Origin of the sequence: Microbacterium sp. PI-1 (assembly GCF_004337555.1) — a bacterium.
Taxonomy (GTDB): Bacteria; Actinomycetota; Actinomycetes; order Actinomycetales; family Microbacteriaceae; genus Microbacterium; species Microbacterium aurugineum.
In genome coordinates, this window is sequence record NZ_SJYZ01000003.1 from 192,264 (window position 1) to 211,597 (window position 19,334).

General features: G+C 66.0%; 21 protein-coding genes. 11 read left to right on the forward strand and 10 right to left on the reverse strand.

What is annotated here, in order from left to right:
- Positions 1-9 precede the first annotated feature (9 nt).
- Positions 10-930, reverse strand: coding sequence for a sugar kinase (locus E0W80_RS04870; protein ID WP_131491524.1), 921 nt, complete (start codon positions 928-930; stop codon positions 10-12).
- Positions 927-2,090 (reverse strand): MFS transporter, encoded by a 1,164-nt coding sequence (locus E0W80_RS04875; RefSeq protein WP_131491525.1) that lies wholly within the window; start codon positions 2,088-2,090, stop codon positions 927-929. The genes E0W80_RS04870 and E0W80_RS04875 overlap by 4 nt, the downstream gene beginning before the upstream one ends.
- A 434-nt stretch (positions 2,091-2,524) precedes the next feature.
- Between E0W80_RS04875 and nrdH the strand changes: the two genes are divergently transcribed.
- From nrdH to E0W80_RS04905, 6 genes are all read left to right on the forward strand, one after another.
- Positions 2,525-2,758, forward strand: a complete 234-nt coding sequence (gene nrdH / locus E0W80_RS04880; protein WP_047519073.1) for a glutaredoxin-like protein NrdH — start codon at positions 2,525-2,527, stop codon at positions 2,756-2,758.
- A gap of 6 nt (positions 2,759-2,764) precedes the next feature.
- On the forward strand, positions 2,765-3,199 hold the full coding sequence (gene nrdI / locus E0W80_RS04885) for a class Ib ribonucleoside-diphosphate reductase assembly flavoprotein NrdI (RefSeq protein WP_131491526.1): 435 nt from the start codon (positions 2,765-2,767) through the stop codon (positions 3,197-3,199).
- Positions 3,196-5,340 (forward strand): class 1b ribonucleoside-diphosphate reductase subunit alpha, encoded by a 2,145-nt coding sequence (gene nrdE / locus E0W80_RS04890; RefSeq protein WP_047519077.1) that lies wholly within the window; start codon positions 3,196-3,198, stop codon positions 5,338-5,340. Before nrdI ends, nrdE begins: the two co-directional genes overlap by 4 nt.
- A 55-nt stretch (positions 5,341-5,395) precedes the next feature.
- The gene (nrdF, locus tag E0W80_RS04895; RefSeq protein ID WP_017828866.1) at positions 5,396-6,373 is read left to right on the forward strand and encodes a class 1b ribonucleoside-diphosphate reductase subunit beta; all 978 of its coding nucleotides are present in this window, start codon (positions 5,396-5,398) and stop codon (positions 6,371-6,373) included.
- An 842-nt stretch (positions 6,374-7,215) separates the two neighbouring features.
- A complete protein-coding gene (locus tag E0W80_RS04900; RefSeq protein ID WP_165875391.1) occupies positions 7,216-7,776 on the forward strand; it encodes a hypothetical protein in 561 nt (186 codons plus the stop codon).
- Positions 7,777-9,124: 1,348 nt separating this feature from the next.
- Positions 9,125-11,110, forward strand: a complete 1,986-nt coding sequence (locus tag E0W80_RS04905; protein WP_240740459.1) for a SpaA isopeptide-forming pilin-related protein — start codon at positions 9,125-9,127, stop codon at positions 11,108-11,110.
- A gap of 134 nt (positions 11,111-11,244) precedes the next feature.
- On the opposite strand, the gene E0W80_RS04910 is transcribed toward E0W80_RS04905, so the two are convergent.
- Both E0W80_RS04910 and E0W80_RS04915 read right to left on the reverse strand, forming a co-directional pair.
- Positions 11,245-12,363, reverse strand: coding sequence for a hypothetical protein (locus E0W80_RS04910; RefSeq protein ID WP_131491529.1), 1,119 nt, complete (start codon positions 12,361-12,363; stop codon positions 11,245-11,247).
- Complete coding sequence (locus E0W80_RS04915; protein ID WP_165875393.1) at positions 12,350-12,970, reverse strand: RNA polymerase sigma factor; 621 nt, start codon at positions 12,968-12,970, stop codon at positions 12,350-12,352. Before E0W80_RS04915 ends, E0W80_RS04910 begins: the two co-directional genes overlap by 14 nt.
- A gap of 115 nt (positions 12,971-13,085) precedes the next feature.
- Here E0W80_RS04915 and E0W80_RS04920 point away from each other — a divergent pair, with 115 nt between their 5' ends.
- Entirely contained in the window at positions 13,086-13,622 is a 537-nt protein-coding gene (locus E0W80_RS04920) for a GNAT family N-acetyltransferase (RefSeq protein ID WP_131491531.1), read from the forward strand.
- Here the strand turns inward: E0W80_RS04920 and E0W80_RS04925 are convergent.
- The gene (locus E0W80_RS04925) at positions 13,594-14,205 is read right to left on the reverse strand and encodes an NAD(P)H-dependent oxidoreductase (RefSeq protein ID WP_131491532.1); all 612 of its coding nucleotides are present in this window, start codon (positions 14,203-14,205) and stop codon (positions 13,594-13,596) included. The two genes, E0W80_RS04920 and E0W80_RS04925, sit on opposite strands and share 29 nt — an antisense overlap.
- 90 nt (positions 14,206-14,295) lie before the next feature.
- Between E0W80_RS04925 and E0W80_RS04930 the strand changes: the two genes are divergently transcribed.
- A complete protein-coding gene (locus E0W80_RS04930; RefSeq protein WP_131491533.1) occupies positions 14,296-14,499 on the forward strand; it encodes a hypothetical protein in 204 nt (67 codons plus the stop codon).
- Positions 14,500-14,502: 3 nt separating this feature from the next.
- On the opposite strand, the gene E0W80_RS04935 is transcribed toward E0W80_RS04930, so the two are convergent.
- Genes E0W80_RS04935 through E0W80_RS04945 form a run of 3 tightly spaced genes read right to left on the reverse strand, consistent with a single transcriptional unit; the run spans position 14,503 to position 15,941 of the window.
- The gene (locus E0W80_RS04935; RefSeq protein ID WP_131491534.1) at positions 14,503-15,105 is read right to left on the reverse strand and encodes a GNAT family protein; all 603 of its coding nucleotides are present in this window, start codon (positions 15,103-15,105) and stop codon (positions 14,503-14,505) included.
- Between the two features lie 20 nt (positions 15,106-15,125).
- Positions 15,126-15,524 (reverse strand): ImmA/IrrE family metallo-endopeptidase, encoded by a 399-nt coding sequence (locus tag E0W80_RS04940; protein WP_346559188.1) that lies wholly within the window; start codon positions 15,522-15,524, stop codon positions 15,126-15,128.
- Between the two features lie 42 nt (positions 15,525-15,566).
- Entirely contained in the window at positions 15,567-15,941 is a 375-nt protein-coding gene (locus tag E0W80_RS04945; protein WP_231554939.1) for a helix-turn-helix domain-containing protein, read from the reverse strand.
- A 94-nt stretch (positions 15,942-16,035) separates the two neighbouring features.
- On the opposite strand from E0W80_RS04945, the gene E0W80_RS04950 reads away from it, so the two are divergent.
- The 3 genes from E0W80_RS04950 (at position 16,036) to E0W80_RS04960 (ending at position 17,686) form a co-directional block, all read left to right on the forward strand.
- On the forward strand, positions 16,036-16,266 hold the full coding sequence (locus E0W80_RS04950) for a helix-turn-helix transcriptional regulator (protein ID WP_240740455.1): 231 nt from the start codon (positions 16,036-16,038) through the stop codon (positions 16,264-16,266).
- 29 nt (positions 16,267-16,295) lie between these two features.
- Positions 16,296-17,225 (forward strand): aldo/keto reductase, encoded by a 930-nt coding sequence (locus tag E0W80_RS04955; protein WP_131491536.1) that lies wholly within the window; start codon positions 16,296-16,298, stop codon positions 17,223-17,225.
- A 71-nt stretch (positions 17,226-17,296) separates the two neighbouring features.
- Positions 17,297-17,686, forward strand: coding sequence for a PLDc N-terminal domain-containing protein (locus tag E0W80_RS04960; protein WP_131491537.1), 390 nt, complete (start codon positions 17,297-17,299; stop codon positions 17,684-17,686).
- On the opposite strand, the gene E0W80_RS04965 is transcribed toward E0W80_RS04960, so the two are convergent.
- Both E0W80_RS04965 and E0W80_RS04970 read right to left on the reverse strand, forming a co-directional pair.
- Positions 17,683-18,666 carry a DUF1731 domain-containing protein gene (locus tag E0W80_RS04965; RefSeq protein WP_131491538.1) on the reverse strand — a complete coding sequence of 328 codons (984 nt, stop codon included), beginning with the start codon at positions 18,664-18,666 and terminating at the stop codon, positions 17,683-17,685. The genes E0W80_RS04960 and E0W80_RS04965 overlap by 4 nt on opposite strands.
- Positions 18,663-19,298, reverse strand: coding sequence for a DUF4166 domain-containing protein (locus tag E0W80_RS04970; protein WP_131491539.1), 636 nt, complete (start codon positions 19,296-19,298; stop codon positions 18,663-18,665). The genes E0W80_RS04965 and E0W80_RS04970 overlap by 4 nt, the downstream gene beginning before the upstream one ends.
- Positions 19,299-19,334: the final 36 nt, after the last annotated feature.

Below are 19,334 nucleotides of genomic sequence, written 5' to 3' on the forward strand. Positions count from 1 at the left end.
GGGGCGCGGTCAGCCGCGCGGAACCAGAGGCGGCAGGTCGGCCGCGATCGTCAGGACGCGCTCGGCTGCGGCGTGACCCGCGGAGAGGCGCGTGGCGAGATCGTCGCCGTCGAGGGTCGCACTCAGGAAGCCGGAGGCGAAGGCGTCTCCGGCCCCGACCGGCTCGACGACCTCGACCACCGGGGCCGGGACGAACACCGGCTCGGACTCGCCCTCGAACGCGGTCGCCCCCACGTCGCCGTCCTTGACGACCAGCAGGCCGCAGTTCGGCAGGAACGCACGGATCTCGGCAGGTGAGACCGTCCCCCAGATGCGCTCCGCCTCGTCGCGCCCGACGAAAGCGATGTCGGCGGCGTCGGCCAGGCGGGCGAGGGTCTCGGCCGCGTCTTCCCTGCTCCACAGCTGACGGCGGTCGTTCACGTCGAAGGACACGAGAGCGCCCGCCGTGCGGGCATCGATGAAGAGCCGATCGGTCATCTCCCGGCAGGACGCGGAGAGGGCGGGGGTGATCCCGGTCGTGTGCACGATGCGCACACCCTCGAGCCGTGACGGCGCCAGGAAGCCGGGTTGCATGAGCGAGGCGGCCGATCCTCGGCGGTAGTAGTAGACGGTCGACGTCTCGACGCCGGGGTCCTTGAACATGACTCCGGTCGGGGAATCCTCGTCCCGCTCGACCCACAGCTCCACGCCACGACGTTCGAGCTCCGAGGTGATCCGGTCGCCCATCGGGTCCGCGCCGAGTCGCGAGGCCCAGGCGGCGCGGTGTCCGCTGGCGGCGACGCCGACGGACACATTCGCCTCCGCGCCGGCGAGACCGAGCGTCGCCTGTGCGGCATCGGCGAGTCCGGCGTCGGTCGGGGTGATCAACACCATGGACTCGCCGACGCAGACGATCTCGGGGGCGGAGCTCGGAGTGGAAGGGGAGTTCATGAAGGAGTGACCGCCAAGGGTTCGGTGTCGGGATGCGGGCTCGCGTCGCGATGACGCAGATCAGGGAAGGAACGGACGAAGACGACGGAGACGATCAGCCCGACCGCCGCGAAGATCGTGGCGGCGAGGTACGCGCCTCGCCAGTCGCTGGCATCGACGAGGAAGCCGGCGACGGCGGAACCGGCGGCCGCGCCGATCAGCTGGCCGGTGCCGGCCCAGCCGAACGCCTCCGCGGTCTCGCTGAACTTCACACTCGCGGTGGTGATGGCGAAGAGGACGGCGAGGGCGGGGGCGATGCCGATGCCCGCGAGGATCAGGGTGCCGCCGAGCCAGAACACGTTGAGCGTGACCATCGTCAGGCCGAGTCCGATCGTGACGATCAGCAGACGGCGCGCCATGGCCCAGGGGCCGATGGGGATGTGCCCGAACGCCAGGCCGCCCGCCAGGCTCCCGGCCGAGAACACGGCGAGGATGAGTCCGGCCGCCAGGCTTCCGTGTTCGAAGGTGGCCACCACGCCCACCTCCACGGCGGCACAGGCGCCGATCAGCAGGAAGCCGATCACTGTCGCCAGCAGGACCGGCGGCTTGAGGACGACCTTGCCCAGTGCATGGCGGCTGCGCGGGATGCGCACGCGTCCGACTTCGGGGGAGAGGATGAACCAGGCGCCCCCGACGACGAGGACGATCGCGACGAGCAGAAGGCCCTCCGTGGTCCCGACCTGGGTGGACACGAGCGTGATGACGACCGGCGCCAGCACCCAGATGATCTCCTGCAGCGACGCGTCGAGGGAGAACAGCGGAGTGAGGTGGGAGGAGTTGACGAGCTTCGGGTAGATCGTGCGGACCGCAGCCTGGACCGGCGGGGTGGACAGCCCGGCGACCATCCCGAGGGCCATGTAGCCGGGCACATCGAGGGGAAGGATCGCGAGGCCGAGCACCGCGACGACGCACACGGCGAGCGTCAGGGTGAGCACCCGCCGCATCCCCCAGGCGCCCATCCACCGACTCGTGACGGGACCTGCGACGGCCTGGCCGACGCTCGTCGCCGCGAGGACGAGTCCGGCCGATCCGTACGACCCGGTCTGCTGCTCGACGTGCAGCAGGATCGCCAGCGACATCATGCCGTTGGGGAAGCGCGCGGTCAGCTGAGCCGCGATCATGCGCGCCACACCAGGCGTGCGAAGAAGATCCCGATATCCCGCCACGAGACAACGGTACCGGGCCTCGGAGGCGGTCGTGGAAGCGCTCGTGCGGCGACACGCCGCGACACGCCGAACGACGAATTCCACAGGAATCCGAATGTCCGAGGACCGGCGTACGGTGCCCCCTGTGGATGGATCGTTCACAGGGGCTTCCCAGCCGCGATTTCACGCGGTTCGCGCCCCTCAGGACGGGGCCTTCGCCTGTGGAGGAAACGGTGGAGAACCTGTGTTGAGGCCGTGGAGAACGGTGGATAACTACACGGATGTAACTACTACCCCTTGTGGTCGCCCCCAATGTCGGTCCCCATATGTAGTATTGAAGTCCCGGCAGGGGGTCTACCGGGAAACAGCCTGATGAGAAGCAGGCCAGAGATTTGAGGGGTTACGAAAAGATGTCGATCACGGTCTACACCAAGCCTTCCTGCGTTCAGTGCAACGCGACCTACCGTGCCCTGGATGCCAAGGGCATCGAGTACGAGGTTCTCGACCTCTCCGAGGACCCGACGGCCCTCGAGCAGGTCAAGGCGCTCGGCTACCTGCAGGCGCCTGTCGTCGTCACCGACGAGGGCCACTGGTCGGGCTTCCGTCCCGACAAGATCGACGAGCTCGCCTCTCGTCTGGCGTGACCTCCCATGAGCGCCGTCGCGACCGCAGCGCCGCTCCTGATCTACTTCTCGAGCGTGTCGGGTAACACCGCGCGGTTCGTCGAGAAGCTCGGGCTCCCCGCCCGACGAATCCCCCTCCACCGGAACGAAGAAGACCTCGTCATCGACGAGCCCTTCGTGCTGGTCACCCCCACCTACGGCGGGGGCGCGGGACGAGGCGTCGAGAAGGGCGCCGTTCCCAAGCAGGTGATCCGGTTCCTCAACGACGAGCGCAACCGGCGTCACCTCCGCGGTGTGATCTCCGCGGGCAACACCAACTTCGGCGATGCCTTCTGCCTCGCCGGTGACATCATCAGCCGCAAGTGCCACGTGCCTCACTTGTATCGGCTCGAGATCTTCGGCACACAGGACGATGTGGATCGCGTGAGCGACGGATTGGAACGACGGTGGCAGCTTCAGTGACCGAGACAGTGGCATTCAAGGCGAACCCCTCCTACGAGGGACTCGACTATCACGCCCTCAACGCGATGCTCAACCTGTACGACGCGAACGGGAAGATCCAGTTCGACGCCGATAAGCGGGCCGCGCGGGAGTACTTCCTGCAGCACGTGAACCAGAACACGGTGTTCTTCCACTCGCTCAAGGAGCGCCTGGACTACCTCGTGGAGAAGGAGTACTACGAGGGCGCCGTCATCGAGAAGTACTCGATGGAGTTCATCCAGAAGCTCAACGACCTCGCCTACGGCAAGAAGTTCCGCTTCGAGACGTTCCTGGGTGCGTTCAAGTACTACACGAGCTACACGCTCAAGACCTTCGACGGCAAGCGCTACCTCGAGCGCTTCGAGGACCGCGTCGTGATGACCGCCCTCGGCCTCGCGGACGGCGACGAGAAGCTCGCCGTCGCCCTCGTCGAGGAGATCATCTCCGGTCGCTTCCAGCCGGCCACCCCGACGTTCCTCAACGCGGGCAAGGCACAGCGCGGTGAGCTCGTCAGCTGCTTCCTGCTGCGCATCGAGGACAACATGGAGTCCATCGCCCGCGGCATCAACTCCGCGCTGCAGCTGTCCAAGCGCGGTGGCGGCGTGGCACTGCTGCTGTCGAACATCCGCGAGTCGGGTGCGCCGATCAAGCAGATCGAGAACCAGTCGTCCGGAATCATCCCCGTGATGAAGCTGCTCGAAGACAGCTTCAGCTACGCCAACCAGCTCGGTGCCCGTCAGGGTGCGGGAGCGGTGTACCTCAACGCGCACCACCCCGACATCATGCGATTCCTCGACACGAAGCGTGAGAACGCCGACGAGAAGATCCGCATCAAGACCCTGTCGCTGGGCGTCGTCGTCCCCGACATCACGTTCGAGCTCGCGAAGAACGACGAAGACATGTACCTGTTCTCGCCGTACGACGTCGAGAAGGTCTACGGCGTGCCCTTCGGCGACATTTCGGTCACCGAGAAGTACCGCGAGATGGTCGACGACCCGCGCATCAAGAAGACCAAGATCAACGCGCGCGAGTTCTTCCAGACCGTCGCCGAGATCCAGTTCGAGTCCGGCTACCCGTACGTCATGTTCGAGGACACGGTGAACAAGGCCAACCCGATCAAGGGTCGGATCAACATGTCCAACCTCTGCAGCGAGATCCTGCAGGTGAACACGCCGACCACCTACAACGATGACTTGTCGTACGACAACATCGGCAAGGACATCTCCTGCAACCTCGGCTCGATGAACATCGCGCTGTCGATGGATGCCGACGACCTCGGCCAGACCGTCGAGACGGCGATCCGCGCGCTCACCGCGGTCAGCGACCAGAGCCACATCGGCTCGGTGCGCTCGATCGAGGACGGCAACGACCGTTCGCACGCGATCGGCCTCGGCCAGATGAACCTGCACGGCTACCTCGCTCGCGAGCACGTGCACTACGGGTCGGAAGAGGGCATCGACTTCACGAACATCTACTTCTACACGGTGCTGTTCCACGCGTTGCGTGCCTCGAACAACCTCGCGATCGAGCGCGGTACGACGTTCGACGGGTTCGAGGACTCGAAGTACGCGTCGGGGGAGTTCTTCGACAAGTACATCGATCAGGCGTGGGTGCCCGCGACCGAGAAGGTCAAGGAGCTCTTCGCCGGCAAGCACATCCCGACGCAGGAGGACTGGGTCGAGCTGAAGGCCTCGATCCAGAAGCACGGCATCTACAACCAGAACCTGCAGGCGGTCCCGCCCACGGGCTCGATCTCGTACATCAACAACTCCACGTCGTCGATCCACCCGATCGCGTCGAAGATCGAGATCCGCAAGGAAGGCAAGCTCGGTCGCGTGTACTACCCGGCGGCGTTCATGACGAACGACAACCTGGAGTACTACCAGGACGCATACGAGATCGGCTACGAGAAGGTCATCGACACGTACGCGGCGGCCACCCAGCACGTCGATCAGGGTCTGTCGCTGACGCTGTTCTTCAAGGACACCGCCACCACGCGCGACATCAACAAGGCGCAGATCTACGCGTGGCGCAAGGGCATCAAGACGATCTACTACATCCGTCTGCGTCAGCTGGCGCTCGAGGGCACCGACATGGCCGAGTGCGTCTCGTGCATGCTCTGACCTGAGAACCTGTCGACCCGAGAACGCGGCTGAAAACCGAGAAACGACGAAGAACATGACCCCTGAAAGACTCAAGCTGGTCTCCAGCGTGCAGGCGATCAACTGGAACCGCATCCAGGACGACAAGGACCTCGAGGTCTGGAACCGTCTGGTGAACAACTTCTGGCTGCCGGAGAAGGTGCCGCTGTCGAACGACGTGCAGTCGTGGAACACGCTCACCCCCGACGAGCAGCTGCTCACCATGCGGGTGTTCACTGGTCTGACGCTGCTCGACACGATCCAGGGCACCGTGGGTGCGGTGTCGCTGATCCCCGACGCGATCACGCCGCACGAAGAGGCCGTGTACACGAACATCGCGTTCATGGAGTCGGTGCACGCGAAGAGCTACTCCTCGATCTTCTCGACTCTCGCGTCGACGAAGGAGATCGACGAGGCGTTCCGGTGGTCGACCGAGAATCCGAACCTTCAGAAGAAGGCTCAGATCATCATGGACTACTACCAGGGCGATGACCCGCTCAAGCGCAAGGTGGCCTCCACCCTGCTGGAGTCGTTCCTCTTCTATTCGGGCTTCTACCTGCCGATCTACTGGTCGTCCAAGGCGAAGCTGACGAACACGGCCGACCTGATCCGCCTCATCATCCGTGACGAGGCCGTGCACGGGTATTACATCGGCTACAAGTTCCAGAAGGGCCTCGAGAACGAGACCCAGGAGCGTCGTGACGAGCTCAAGGACTACACGTTCTCGCTGATGTACGAGCTCTACGACAACGAGGTGCAGTACACGCAGGACCTCTACGACGGCGTCGGTCTGACCGAGGACGTGAAGAAGTTCCTGCACTACAACGCCAACAAGGCCCTCATGAACCTGGGCTACGAGGCGATGTTCCCCTCCAGCGTCACGAACGTGAACCCGGCGATCCTGTCCGCGCTCTCGCCGAACGCCGACGAGAACCACGACTTCTTCTCGGGGTCGGGCTCGTCGTACGTCATCGGCAAGGCCGAGGCCACGGAAGACGACGACTGGGACTTCTGAGAATGCCTGTGCGGCGTCACGCATTGTGGCGCCGCCACACGTTGAAGTTGGCGCCCGTCACAGGAACCGTCACAGACTCGGTAGTTGGCGTAAGAAACCGTTGAGAGTGGGGTGCGAGGCCGATGCCCAGCAAGCCGCACCCCACTCCCCAGAGCATCACCAGTTCGTGGCCTGACGTCCCCTTTGAGGATCCCGCTGGTGAGGCTGCACGCCGATTCGTCGTGAAGTTGCGTTATAAGTCATGGCTGAATAGCGTCAGTCGGCGCCTCGACCAGGCTTTGACGAAGGCTGCTTTCGACGCGGGCGCCTAGGTGACATACGAGAGTCCGCAGTATCGTTCAGTGGGCACAACGTATGCGCGGAAAACCCGGCGCTCCGCCGGTTGGTGCTGACGACCACCCCGGGCGACGCCGGAACATGGATCCATCCACCCAATGCTGCCGGGTTCGGTATATCGGCGCAGAGGTCAGTCCCGAATCAGTTCGGGACTGACCTCTACGCGCAAGCGGCCAACAATGCCGTCGCAACGGAACGGGTTCCGCTGTCTGCCCCACTCTGGCCGCGGGCGCACCGACGACTTGCTACGCCACCTTGCGATGGATGGAGGGGCCGACAGCAATGAGTGTCCGCTCCTTCAGTAGCTGCGGACAGGGGCGCCGTCTGGGGCTACGCTCCGGCGCTGCGGGCACGCAGACGAGCAACTCCTTGTCTCGGACCAGCGCGCATGACAAGCAGAACTTCCGCCATGCGCCAGACTCGTTGAATACACCAGACCTACCGGGAAACACGTACGCGATGGACGCTCGGCTCACGACAGCGTGCCTGGGAGGAGGGAACGAAACATGGACCGGAGACCTTTACCGTTAGCGCGAACGGTCGCGACAGCGGCTGGACTGTTGCTCATCGCCGGGCTTGCCGGGTGCGACAGCGGCCAGCGCATCTACGAGGAAGCTGTGACTGCGGCGGAGCAGGGGGTGGCTCTGTCACTAGAGAACACGACGGCTCAGATCAGCGATCTTCTCGCGGAGCGCTCTGCGGCGACTGAGATTTCGACAGAGGATATCTCCGCGATCTTCCTGGCGGATGCGAGGGGCTACGAGACCGAACCGCTGGACGCGATTCAGACACGTGCGCTTTTCGATATGACGGAGAACAGCGACGGATCTTTGACCTTCTCGATTTTCATCGTGGACAGTGTGTACCGCGCGAGTGGACTGACCACCACTAGCCAGTCGCGGTATAGCTGCGGGGAGATCACGGGCCGCTTCGGAGGTGGCGCGCTGTCGGTGGAGGATCTGGACTGCCCGCCGGTGTTCCAACAGCGGGCTGGGGACGAATCGGTGTACCTGTCGATGACAGCAAACGCGGAGAAGTACGGAGTGAGTGTGGGTACGTCGCCATGACGCGCCCGAGAAGAGCGCCCTGGAAAGTCGTGGCGGCGTGCTTGCTGATCCCCGCAGCGACATACCTCAGCTCGTGCACCGGAGACGACGCTGCGCAGAGGACGGTCGTCGAGGTTGAGACCTGGGTCCTCGTGATCGGACCGGCGCTCAGCGTGGCTGATATCAGCGGTCCGGTGAGCCTGTGGACTTTGTGACCCGCGCGGAATCATCGACGCGAGAAGGTCGCCGACTCGGCGCGGCTTGCTCCGGTCGAGCGGGCGATGAACGAGTCCTAAGCCCCCATGCGCGAACTCCTCGAAGACGAATCAAAGTGTGCCGCGCGTCGCCGTTGCCGGTAACGGCGCGGTCGCTCCGGCCGGTCCCTGGAGTGCCCGGCGGATCGAGGGTTCGGCAGTGTACGGGTACGGGCTACGCGGAATCACCACCGCCGATGGACGTCATCGGAGCGCATCTGGAGGTGCTGAAGTTCAGACTGGGCTTGAGCCAACTGCGACAGATCTGCGCCAGGCTGGTCGACGCCGCACACCGTTGCAGTCTCGGCTGATGTCTTTCACAACCCAGGTGTGATCCTGCAAGGGTCGCGGAATTCTCTGATTCCGCGACCCTTCTTGCAATTTCTCTGACGCGCGCCATTCAGTCGGACGAGCTCAGCGGGTCGTGGCTGCCGGAGTTCGTCGGCTTTCCGTCAGGCGGGGATGTTGAGGTACTTGGAGACGGCTTCGCGCACGACAGCGCCGATTGACGCCACGTCGGAGGGTTCGCCGGCAGCGGTTCGGCGGGCTACTTCAGTCTTCACTGCCGTATACATGGCTTCGGATACTTGCGCTCCCAGAAGGCGCGGGTACAGGCCGCCGGTCCCGCGTCGTCGCGGTGCGTCAGGCAAGGCCGAGGTAACGTCTGCGGCGGGAGCTGCCGGGGTCGCCTGAACCGGTGCGGTCGGCTTGGTCGAGGGGGCCATGGGATGCCGCCTTTCGGTTCTTCGGTGATCAGGCCGCAGGGGTGCAGGATCGTTGTGGGCCTGGGCGACCGACGGGACGAACCTGTCGGTGTGCCGTGCGTCAAGGTGGCTTCGACGAGTCCGCACGAATGCCGTGGCAGTTACAGCAACGGCGTTGATCGCGTCGACGCTTCCGGGAGGCGCGTCGATCACGGTGCATCAATCGCACCGAAAGCATACACCTTAGGCCTAAGGCCTAAGGCCTAAGGCCTAAGGCCATGTTATGCTTCGACTTCTGCGGCGCCGTGGCCGGAGTTTTCACGCCACTACCGAAGAAGCCGCACCGGGGGGCTTATGAAAAGGCAACGAACCAGAGTCTGGGCAGGGGTGACCGCAGCCGCGCTCGGGGTGATGCTGTTGGTGGCGGTCCCGAGCGTGACGGCATCCGCTGTGGGGAGCAATGACCTGCTGGTACGGTCCGTCGGTTCGTTCAGCAGTCCCTCCCGCCCCGACGGAACGACAGCGCCGCTGTGCGTGAACTACGGTACCGGCGATCCAGCGACCTTCTCGCCGACGAACAACCAGTCGACGGCGTGGGGGGCATCCAATCAGGTGCGTTCAGGTACGCAGCTCAGCGTTCTGAGCAGTCCGACCCCGCCGTGCTGGCCGTCGCCTGAGCAGAGCAGCGGCTTGGGCTTCGAAGGCATCACTGCCGCGTCCCCGGTGGGCGACTATTTCGAGATCGGGCGCTTCACGCACTTCAACAACACGATCCAGAACGGTCTGCACTGGGTCAACCTCGACGCGTCGATGACCATCACGAACCCGTACACACTCGCACAGGAGCAGCTTGATGCGTCGTACCGGATTCGGCTGCAGGAGAGCCCTGAGCAGTTCCAGCTGCCTGGCGACCCCGTACCGACAACGGCTGACTGTCAGTTCCAACCCGGCGAGACGAACTCGTTCGCGGGCGGGACCACCGTCCCGGCATACGTCAACGGATACAACACGGGTCCGGCATCGTTTACGTTCAACGACCCGAACCTTCCGAGTTCCTTGAACCCGGTGACGACGCAGCGGGTGGCCTGCGCGGACAGCTTGTATGTCGTGCCCGTGGATCCGACCGATCCGTCAGAAACGCTCACCTGGGGCGAGACGTCAGTGCGAGTGGGTATCGGAGGCTGGGCACCGGTCGTCGGCGGAACCTGCGATTCCACGAATGTGCTGGCTGGTCCCGTGGTGTACACCCCGGAATCCGAGACGACGATGCTCTGCATGCTGGGGAGGATCATTCCGGCGACGATCTCGGTGGAGAAGCTCGTTGAGGACATGCCGGATGGAGAGTTCGGCTTCGAGCTGGTTGAACAGGACCAAGGGCAGGATCCGCCCGTCGATGACCCGAGCCGCAGTACTGAATTCTCGATCACGACAAGCGGGGGCACCGGGACCCTCGATCTCGGTGAGATCGAGCCCGGGCTCTACCGGCTGACCGAAACGAACGTCCCAGATGGCTACGAGCTCAACGATCTGAGCTGCGTGAATGCCGACGATGAATCCATCATCACGACCGACGGCTTCCTGGATCTCGACTCGGGAGTCGCGGCGACCTGCAGGTTCGTGAACGGGCCCGTCACCACGGCGGGTCTGACACTCTCGAAGCAGGTCGATCTGGGTGCCGCAGAGCCGACGGCGTGGACGCTGTCGGCAAGCGGGCCCTCCACGATCAGCGGCGCGGCGGGTGCCGCCTCGGTGACCGATGCGAGGGTCGCCCCGGGAGAGTACTCGCTCACGGAGTCGGGTGGGCCGGCGGGGTACGAGCAGACCGGCCTCGTGTGCCTGGACGACGAGCAGACTGAGGTTCCTCTCACCGATGGGAACCGGATCACGCTTGCCGTGGGCCAGGAAGTGACCTGTACCTTCACGAACACAACCACGATGGGCACGCTCACCTTGGTGAAGGAGGTGGCTTCGGGAAGCGCTGCACCGTCTGCGTGGACGTTGACTGCGGATGGTCCGACCCCGATCACAGGGAGGAGTGGCGCGGCATCGGTCACGGCCGCGTCGGTGGCTGCTGGCGTTTACACGCTCACAGAGTCGGAGGGTCCGGCAGGCTACCAACAGCAGAGCCTTGCGTGTGCGAACGGTGCAAATGCGGTGGCGATCGAAGGCGCACAGCTGCGGATCGCTCCAGGCGCAGATGTGACGTGCACCTTCACGAACAGCGAGCAGTCGACTGCTGGCGGCGCTTCGGGACCGGCCGGACTTGCGAATACGGGCTCTTCGTTCCCGGTGTGGCCGGTGCTCGGCGGAGTTCTGGTGCTGCTTCTCCTCGGCGGTGGCGCAATGTGGGCCGGAACACGTCGGAAAGAAGAGCTCACGGAGAGGTCACCCCGCTAGCAATATCCCGCACACCGCCCATCGGAGAATCCGCAGGTTCCCCGCCTGGCGGCGCGGCGTCATCCCTCGTCGGTCACCACGAAGACCCCGGCCCGCAGCTCCCCTCGAGCGGCGGGCCGGGGGCTTTCGCGTGATCAGCCCAGCGGCAGCGACGTGAAGGAAGCGGAGAAGTCCGGCACGTTCGCCGGCAGGAACGGAGCAGACCCGACGTCAACGAGCGGGTCGTCCTTCGTGTGCCTGTTCCAGAGCTCCGGGAGGGCGCGAAGGAGGAACTTCTCGATCTTGACGATCGCTCCGGCCTCGGGATTGACGGTCAGGCGGAACCGGGCGTCGTCGGTCTCGTAGCCGAGCACCTTGTTCGCTGAGGAGCCCTCCTCGACCGTGATCCCCCCGGCGAGAGCGAGGGCTTCGAGGAAGGTCGCCCGGTACTCCGCTGACGCGGTCAGGATGACGACGGAGTGTCCGAGCGCGTTGAGCATGTGCTCGGCGGCAGGTACCGCGAACTCCTCCTCGATGCTCTCGTACAGGCCGTTGGTCTCGGGCTCGCCGTCCTGGGGCATCTTGGCCGCTTCTGCCTTCTCTGCGACCAACTTCGCTTCCAGTCCTTCCTCCCATGCGGCGAGGAAGGCTACGGGATCGGCGGGGAAATCAGACGGGGAAACGGGGAGGAACTCGAGCGCTGCTTCGTATTCGAGGACTTCGGTGGAAGTCGCGGGCGCAGCACCGATCGGATACTGCGAGCCGTAGTAGGAAGTCCATGCTCGTTCGACCGCCGACTCGTCGCCGTACTGCGCCGCGGCGTGGAGATCGGTGTGCGACGTCTGCGAGTACGTGTGGTCCGTGTTACTCACGTACGTGTCGCTCGCCTCCGTGACGACAGCGGCGGTCGCTCCCGTTCGGAAACTCCCGAAGGGCAGGAACTTCTCGTTCGGGCCACCGATCATCCCCAGGTGATGCGTGGTGATGGTCACCTGCATCGGCTGGACGACGGCGTCACGGATCGAGGCTGCGGTCTCGTTCAGGTACGTCGAAGCGGAGGCGGCTTGCGGCTCGCCGACGACCCCTGGTGGGATCAAGAGGGAGGCCGTGACGGCAACGGCGGCCACCGCAGTGCCACCGACCGATACCGCCACGACGCGTCCGACGGGGCGACGTCGGGTACGACCGATCTCCCGGTGGAGCGCACGTCGCGGAGCCTGCGACGAGGTGGCGTAGGTGGGCTTCATCTCGCGCACCGTGTCAAGGATGTCCATGGATGATCTCTTTCTCAGCGAGTCGGATGTGTGTGGTCGCGGGACGAGGCGCGTGGTCAGCCTCCGGCGACGGTGGGGGTGCCGCGAGCTTCGCCCGGATACGGCTCAATCGCGATCGGACCGTGCCGACGGGGATGCGCAACGCGGTCGCGATCTGCTCGTAGGTGAGGTCGCCCCAGGCATGCAGGAAAAGGACTTCGCGGTCACGAGTCGATAGCGCGGCAATCCGTGGATAGAGGCGTTCGATCGCCTCCGCCGCGTCGAGTTGAGCGGATGACCGGTCGTGATCGTCCGGAGCGATCGGGTCGCTGTGGGCGAAGGCCGCCTGTAGCACACGCCAGTGCTGAGCCTGGGCTCGGCGGTGTTGGCTGAGCACTTTCGTCGCGATGCCCATCAACCAGGGGAGCGCGGACGTGCGATCCAGATCGAAGTGCCTGCGCTTGCGGAACGCGATGAGGAAGGTCTCGCTCACGATGTCGTCGCTGGCGGCTGGGCCGACGCGGCGGGCCACATAGGCCGAGACCGCCTCGATATGTCGTTCGAATATCTCGGAGAACCTCTCCGCAGCCCGGATCGATTCGCGGATGATGTCGTTGTCGTTGGTCACACTGGATATCCGTCACTCGGCGCGATTCGGTTCCATCGGTGGCCCCTCGCCTACGCGACTCACGCTAGCGCGCGGACGAGGCGCTGATGTCGGAGGCGCCTGCGATCATCCAAGGATGGATCCCCTGCGACTCCGGCTCTGGTCGGAACACGACCACGATCTGCTGCACGCCGCGAACACCCCGGCGATGACCGATCATCTGGGCGGCCCCGAGACCGAAGACCAGATTGCGGAGCGCCACGCCCGCTATCTTCGTCTGATCGAGGCCGGCGAGGCGCGGATGTTCGTGATCGAGGATGCCCGGGGCTCGGCGCTCGGATCGATCGGCCACTGGCACGTCGAGTGGCGGAAGGAGCCGGCACTGGAGAGTGGATGGTTCGTCCTGCCCGAAGCGCAAGGACGAGGGGTGGCGTCGAACGCCTTGGCGCTCGTCGTCGACGACGCTCGTGCGCATCGAGCGGGCCGGCGCTTCCTGACTGCCTTCCCCGAGGTAGGGAATGCTGCGTCGAACGGGGTCTGCCGACGCAACGGCTTCACCTTGGCGGGGACCGTCACAGGGCAGTTCCGCGGCGCGGAGCTGACCATGAACGAGTGGGCCCTGCCACTCACCAGCACGTCAGAGGTCAGCCCGCCGGATACTCCTGGGCCTTGAGCGCCCTCGCGAGGTGGGCGGCGTTGCGCGCGGCCGTGCTGATCGCCGACGCGACCTTTTCCGGAGTCTCCTCCAGGTCTTTGTAGTCGGTCGTGTGCATGGCCTCGCCATTCCAGTAGACCGAGCCCTGGGCGGGAATCGTGTAACCCACGTCGTTCAGGGACTGGAACAGGATCGCCGCGATGTGGTGCGCCCCGTCCTCGTTTCCCACGATGCCGGCCACGGCGACCTTGTCGAACAGGGTCGGCCTGCCGCGGGCATCGGTCTCGCCGAGCTCAGCGTCGAGTCGCTCGAGCACGCGCTGTGCCACGCTCGAGTGCTGTCCCATCCAGGTGGGGGTGACGAAGACGAGGATGTCGGCGTCCAGCACACGCCGTCGGATGCTCGGCCACTCGTCGTCGCCGCCCATGTCCTTCTCCACGCCGGGACTCAGGGTGAGGTCGACCGCGCGGACGAGGTCGCCGGTGACGCCATGCGCGGCGAGGGCGTCGAGCACCTGGGTCGCGAGGAGGTCGGAACTGGAGGCAGCGGGCGACGGCTTCAGCGTGCAGGGGACGGCGACCGCGGAGAGTGGTGTCTTCATGCTCCGAGCAGACCAGAATCCACGGCGGGTGCACAGGGGCTTCCCGTGTCCGGGCTATCCTGGTAAACGGCACCGACGACAGGAGATCCCGTGATCCTCAGCTTCCTCTTCTTCATGATCCTCTTCATCGGGGGAATCCTGCTGCTGGGCATCTCGTTCGGGCTACCGGCGTTCCAGGCGCTCGCGTTCTGCGGCGGCCTCCTGCTGGTGACTCTGGCCATGGCGTTCATGCTCCGCGAGGGCGGTTCGGCTACCCGCCGCTCGAAGAACTGGTCGGGCAACCCCACCGAGTGATCCTCACCGCCGCTTGGCGAGTCTCGCTTCGAGGTTCGCCCTGACGGCGGGCCACTCCGGCTCGATGATCGAGTACTCCACGCTGTCCCGCAACGCGCCGTTGCGATAGCGGCTCATCGCGCGCATCACACCGTCCTGTTTGGCCCCGAGTCGTTCGATGGCCGCGCGGGACTGGAAGTTCACCCACTGTGTGGTGAGCCCGACACGGAACGCCCCGAGTGACTCGAACGCGTGGCGGAGCAGCAGCAGCTTCGACTCCGCGTTCGTGCCGGTCCCGTGCGCGGATGGCCGGTTCCAGGTGTAGCCGATGTGCAGCCGCGGGACATCCGCGACGATGTCGTAGTACGAGGTGAGCCCGAGGATGCGGCCCGCGGCGTCGAAGGCGGTGAAGGGCACCATCTCGCCCTTGTCGATGAGTCCCATCCGCCGTTCGACCTCGGCGGCGACCCCATCCGGCGCGGGAACCGAGGTGTACCACGCCGTCTTCCACAGGTCGCCTTCCTGCACCGCGTCGATGAGTCCGTCGACGTGCGAGCGTGCGAGCGGACGAAGCTCGACGAGTTCTCCGGTGAGGGTGACGGGGGCGGGAGCGACGAGGAAGGCCATGAGGATATTCAATCAGCGCGTCAGGAGACTGCGAGCGGGACGGCGCCCTCGCTCAGCAAACGCTGGAACGCGGCGACCAGCTCGACCGTGACGCCCAGCTCGAACGCGAGGCTGGCGAGGTGCGGGCCGCGGACAGCTTCGGCCTCGGCGTAGGCGCGCGAGGTGATGAGCTGGCGCGCCGCCCACTCATCGGCGCGACGTTCCTGCTGTGCGCGGAGCACGGGAGCCGAAGTGGGACGGTGCCCCAGGTGGGCGTGGCCGAGTTCGTGCGCGAGGACGCTGCGCATCGTTCGGCTGCTCATCCCCGGCGCGAGGCGGATCGTGCGTGTCTCGGGGTCGAAGCCACCCCGGGTGCGGCCAGGACGTTCGACGATGCGCAACCGCCGCTCGTCGGCGAGGCGGACGAGGTGCTGCATGATGCTCCTCCTCGTCGCGGTCCGTGCCGGCCCCTGGTGGCCGGATCAGTCGTAGAGGTCGTCCGAGTCGGCGTCGTGGCGGACGCGGGATTCGAAGGCGACTTCGCGGCTATCTTCGCGTGGACCGGTGACATCGGGTGTGCGGCGGAGCGGCGTGATGCGGGCGGTGGGTTCGCCGTCCGCGCGGAGTCGCTCCTCCGCACGGGCGAGCAGCACGTGCGGATCGACACCGAGCGTGGCGCAGACGGAGTAGACCACCGGAACGGGGATCGCGCGCTTGCCGGTGACGTAGTTGTCGAGGGCGCTGCGTGCGATCCCGATCCCGCGAGCCATCGCGGCGATGCTGCTCCGGGAGGCGGCGATCTCCGCGCGCATCTGGCGGCCCACGGCTTCGTTGAACTCCTCAGCAGCTGTCTTCACCCGGCTCACGATAGCAGCGCTCCGAAGCCAGAATGCTGCCATTCTGGTTCACTCGGCGGCGGTGAGTGTCCGTGCGGAGCGGTAGCGTAGGCGTATGGGGACAGATCTGCGTCATTTGTTGGCATACGAAGTGGAAGGAGCGCGTCTGCACGCCGGTGTGGCCTTCGCAGACCTCGCACACCGCTCGGGGATCGGCACGAACAGGTTGGCGAATCTCCTCGACGCGAAGGTGGACTTCACCGTGGTCGATCTGGCGGCCATCGCCGAGGTGCTGGAGGTGACGGTGACCGCGCTTCTGCCGGCCTCGGCCGCTGACGATGGGTGAAGTCTGTCGTGCGGAGTAGCGTGGTCCGCATGAAGACCGTGCCTTTCGGATCCACCACCGCTCCCGCCGTCATCGCCGGCATGATGCGCATCCACGACAAAGACGATGCGCACGTCCGGACGCTCTACGCGGCGGCGCGAGACGCGGGCATCGACTTCTTCGATCACGCGGACATCTACGGCGGGAGCATGCACCACTGCGAGGCGCGCTTCGCAGACGCGTTGCAGCTCAGCGCATCCGAGCGCGACGAGATCGTGCTGCAGACCAAGTGCGGCATCGTGCCGGCACAGGGCATGTTCGACTTCTCCTACGAGCACATCGTGGGTCAGGTCGAGGGGTCGCTGGCGGCGCTGCGCACCGATCGTCTCGACGTGCTGCTGCTCCACCGCCCCGACATCCTGGTCGAACCCGACGAGGTCGCCCGCGCGTTCGACGACCTCGAAGCCGCGGGCAAGGTGAAGGCGTTCGGCGTCTCCAACCACACGCCGCGGCAGATCGACCTTCTCCGCACGGCAGTCCGGCAGCCGCTGGTCGCGAACCAGTTGCAGCTGTCGCTCACCCATGCGCCCCTGCTCGCGCAACCGGTGGCGGCGAACATGGCCGGCCACGAGCAGAGCGTCGTCCGCGACGGCGGAGGTCTCGTGGAGTACTGCCGGATCAACGGCATCACGATCCAGGCGTGGTCGCCGTTCCAGGACGGATTCTCGCACGGTGTCTTCCTCGGCAACCCCGAGTACCCCCAGCTGAACGCCGTGATCGATCGTCTCGCGGCAGCGCACGGCGTGACACCGATCGCGATCGCGACCGCGTGGATCACCCGGCATCCGGCCGGCATGCAGGTCGTGCTCGGGACCACGACGCCGCAGCGGGTGCAGGATGCGGCGGCGGGTGCCGACGTCGTGCTCACGCGGCCCGAGTGGTACGAACTGTTCCGCGCGGCCGGGCACCTGCTGCCGTAGCCGTTCGAGGCAGGGGGATCCGGGCGGTAGCCGGCGAGGCGAGACGGCCCGGCGTCGTCTACCCTGAGTTCATGCCGTTCCTGTTCTCGCTCCTCGTCATCGCCCTGATGATCGGTGCGCTGATCGACATCATCACCCGCGACAACTCGCAGGTGAAGCACCTGCCGAAGATGGTGTGGATCATCATCGTCATCCTGCTGCCGCTCATCGGAAGCGCACTGTGGTTCGCGATCGGCCGCGAGTACGGCGATTCGGGCATCCCGATCCCGCGGCTGCGGCGAGCGGAAAGGTCCTCGCCGCAGACCGATGTGCGACCGGCCCCGCCGGTGGATCGGCGGACCACGGAGGAGCAGATCGCCGATCTCGACCGTGAGATCGAGGAATGGCGTCTTCGGCAAGAGATCGAGAAGCGCCGACGCGACGGCGAAGCCCCGTCAGGATCCGTCGGCTCGACCTCCTAGGCGGCGTGCGGGCGGTCGAACGATTCGCGGATCGCTTCCTCCAGCTGCGGGTGACGGAACTCGAACCCGGCGGCGGTGAGCTTCTCGGGGAGCACCCATCGGCTCTTCAGGACCAGCTCGGTCTCGGTCCGGATGCCGATGGCGCCGAGCTCCAGCATCCAGCGGGGCATCGGCGGACCGATCTGAGCGCCCAGCACGCGGCGCACGGTCGCCATGAACTCGACGTTGTCGACGGGATGCGGAGCGGCCGCGTTGACCGGTCCCTCCAGAGCCGGTGTCCGCTCGAGGAAGTCGATGATGCGGGCGACGTCTTCGATGTGCACCCAGCTGAAGCGCTGACGACCGCGGCGTGCCCCGGGGAAATGTCCCGTTCCTGCCGCGCGGCGAGCGGCGCTCACCGGCCAGCGCCCGTCGTACTGCGGGCCGCCGAGGCCGAGGCGTGTGAGGGTCTTCAACGGTTCGAGCACGCCGCCGTGACCGAGGACGATCGTGCTGCGCAGAGCGACCCGACGTGTGGCCGGGAGCTCTTCGGCGAACAGCGCCTGTTCCCACGCCTTCGCGACCTCGACGGAGAAGCCGGTGCCGATCTCGCCCGTGGACTCGATCATCGGGCGGTCCTCGGCGTGCCGGTAGATCGTGGCGGTCGAGGAGTTCACCCACAGCGGGGGAGGCGTCGTGGCCCGCGCGATCGCGGTGCGCAAGGAGGCCGTGGTGTCGAGTCGTGAGCGGAAGATCTCGGCCCGGTTCTCGGGCGTGTAGCGGCAGTTGACGCTCTTGCCGGCGAGGCCGATCACCAGGGTCGCGCCGTCGACCGCGCGATCGATCTCGACCTGGTCACCCCACCGGATGTCGGCGCCCGAGCGCGAGATCGTCACCACCTCGCGACCTGCGGCGCGGAGGCGCGGAGCCAGATGGGTCCCCATGAACCCCGTGGACCCGCCGATGACGACCCGTCCCGTGCCGATGTCGTCTGTGCTCATGCGGTCTGCTCCTTCGTGGTGGCAGGCTCGACGCGATAGTGGAAGTGGCCCCGGTACTCGTACACGCGGCCGATCAGGGGAACGTGGACGGTGAGGCTCACACGCTGGCGGTCGAGGGTGTCGTCGAAGCGCTCGGTCAGGCGGATGGTCGGCGAGATCAGGCGTGGGATGCGGAGCCGGAGTCGTCCCAGACGCACCCCGACCGCGGTGCTGGTGAGCCGGAGCGCGCCGTCCTTCGTCTCGACGTCGAAGCACGCGGCGATGAGGCCCGGTTCTCCGAGTTCGTCGACCACGCGCCCGCGCTGCGTGAGGGCCACGGCATCGCGCATCACCCACGTTCCTCGGGCGAAACGGAAGGTGCGTTCCCCGATGGCGCGTGAAGCGACCGTGCGGTTCTCGATGTGGAAAGGCACGTCGTGCTCCCACCCGGAGGCGACCACGCCGCGGTGTTCGAGGGGCCGCAGCAGAGGCCAGAGCCAGCGACGGGGAGTGCCGACCCGCTGGAACACGCCCTCGCCGATGCCGACCGCGCCGTCAGGGATCGCGGCGAAGTAGGAGCGCAGGCGGGGGTGCAGCTCGTCGATCCGTTCACCGAGCGCCCGGGCGTACGGGGACTGCGGCACGAACGTCACCCCTCGAGCCTAACTCGATGGTCGGCGGGTCCCGTC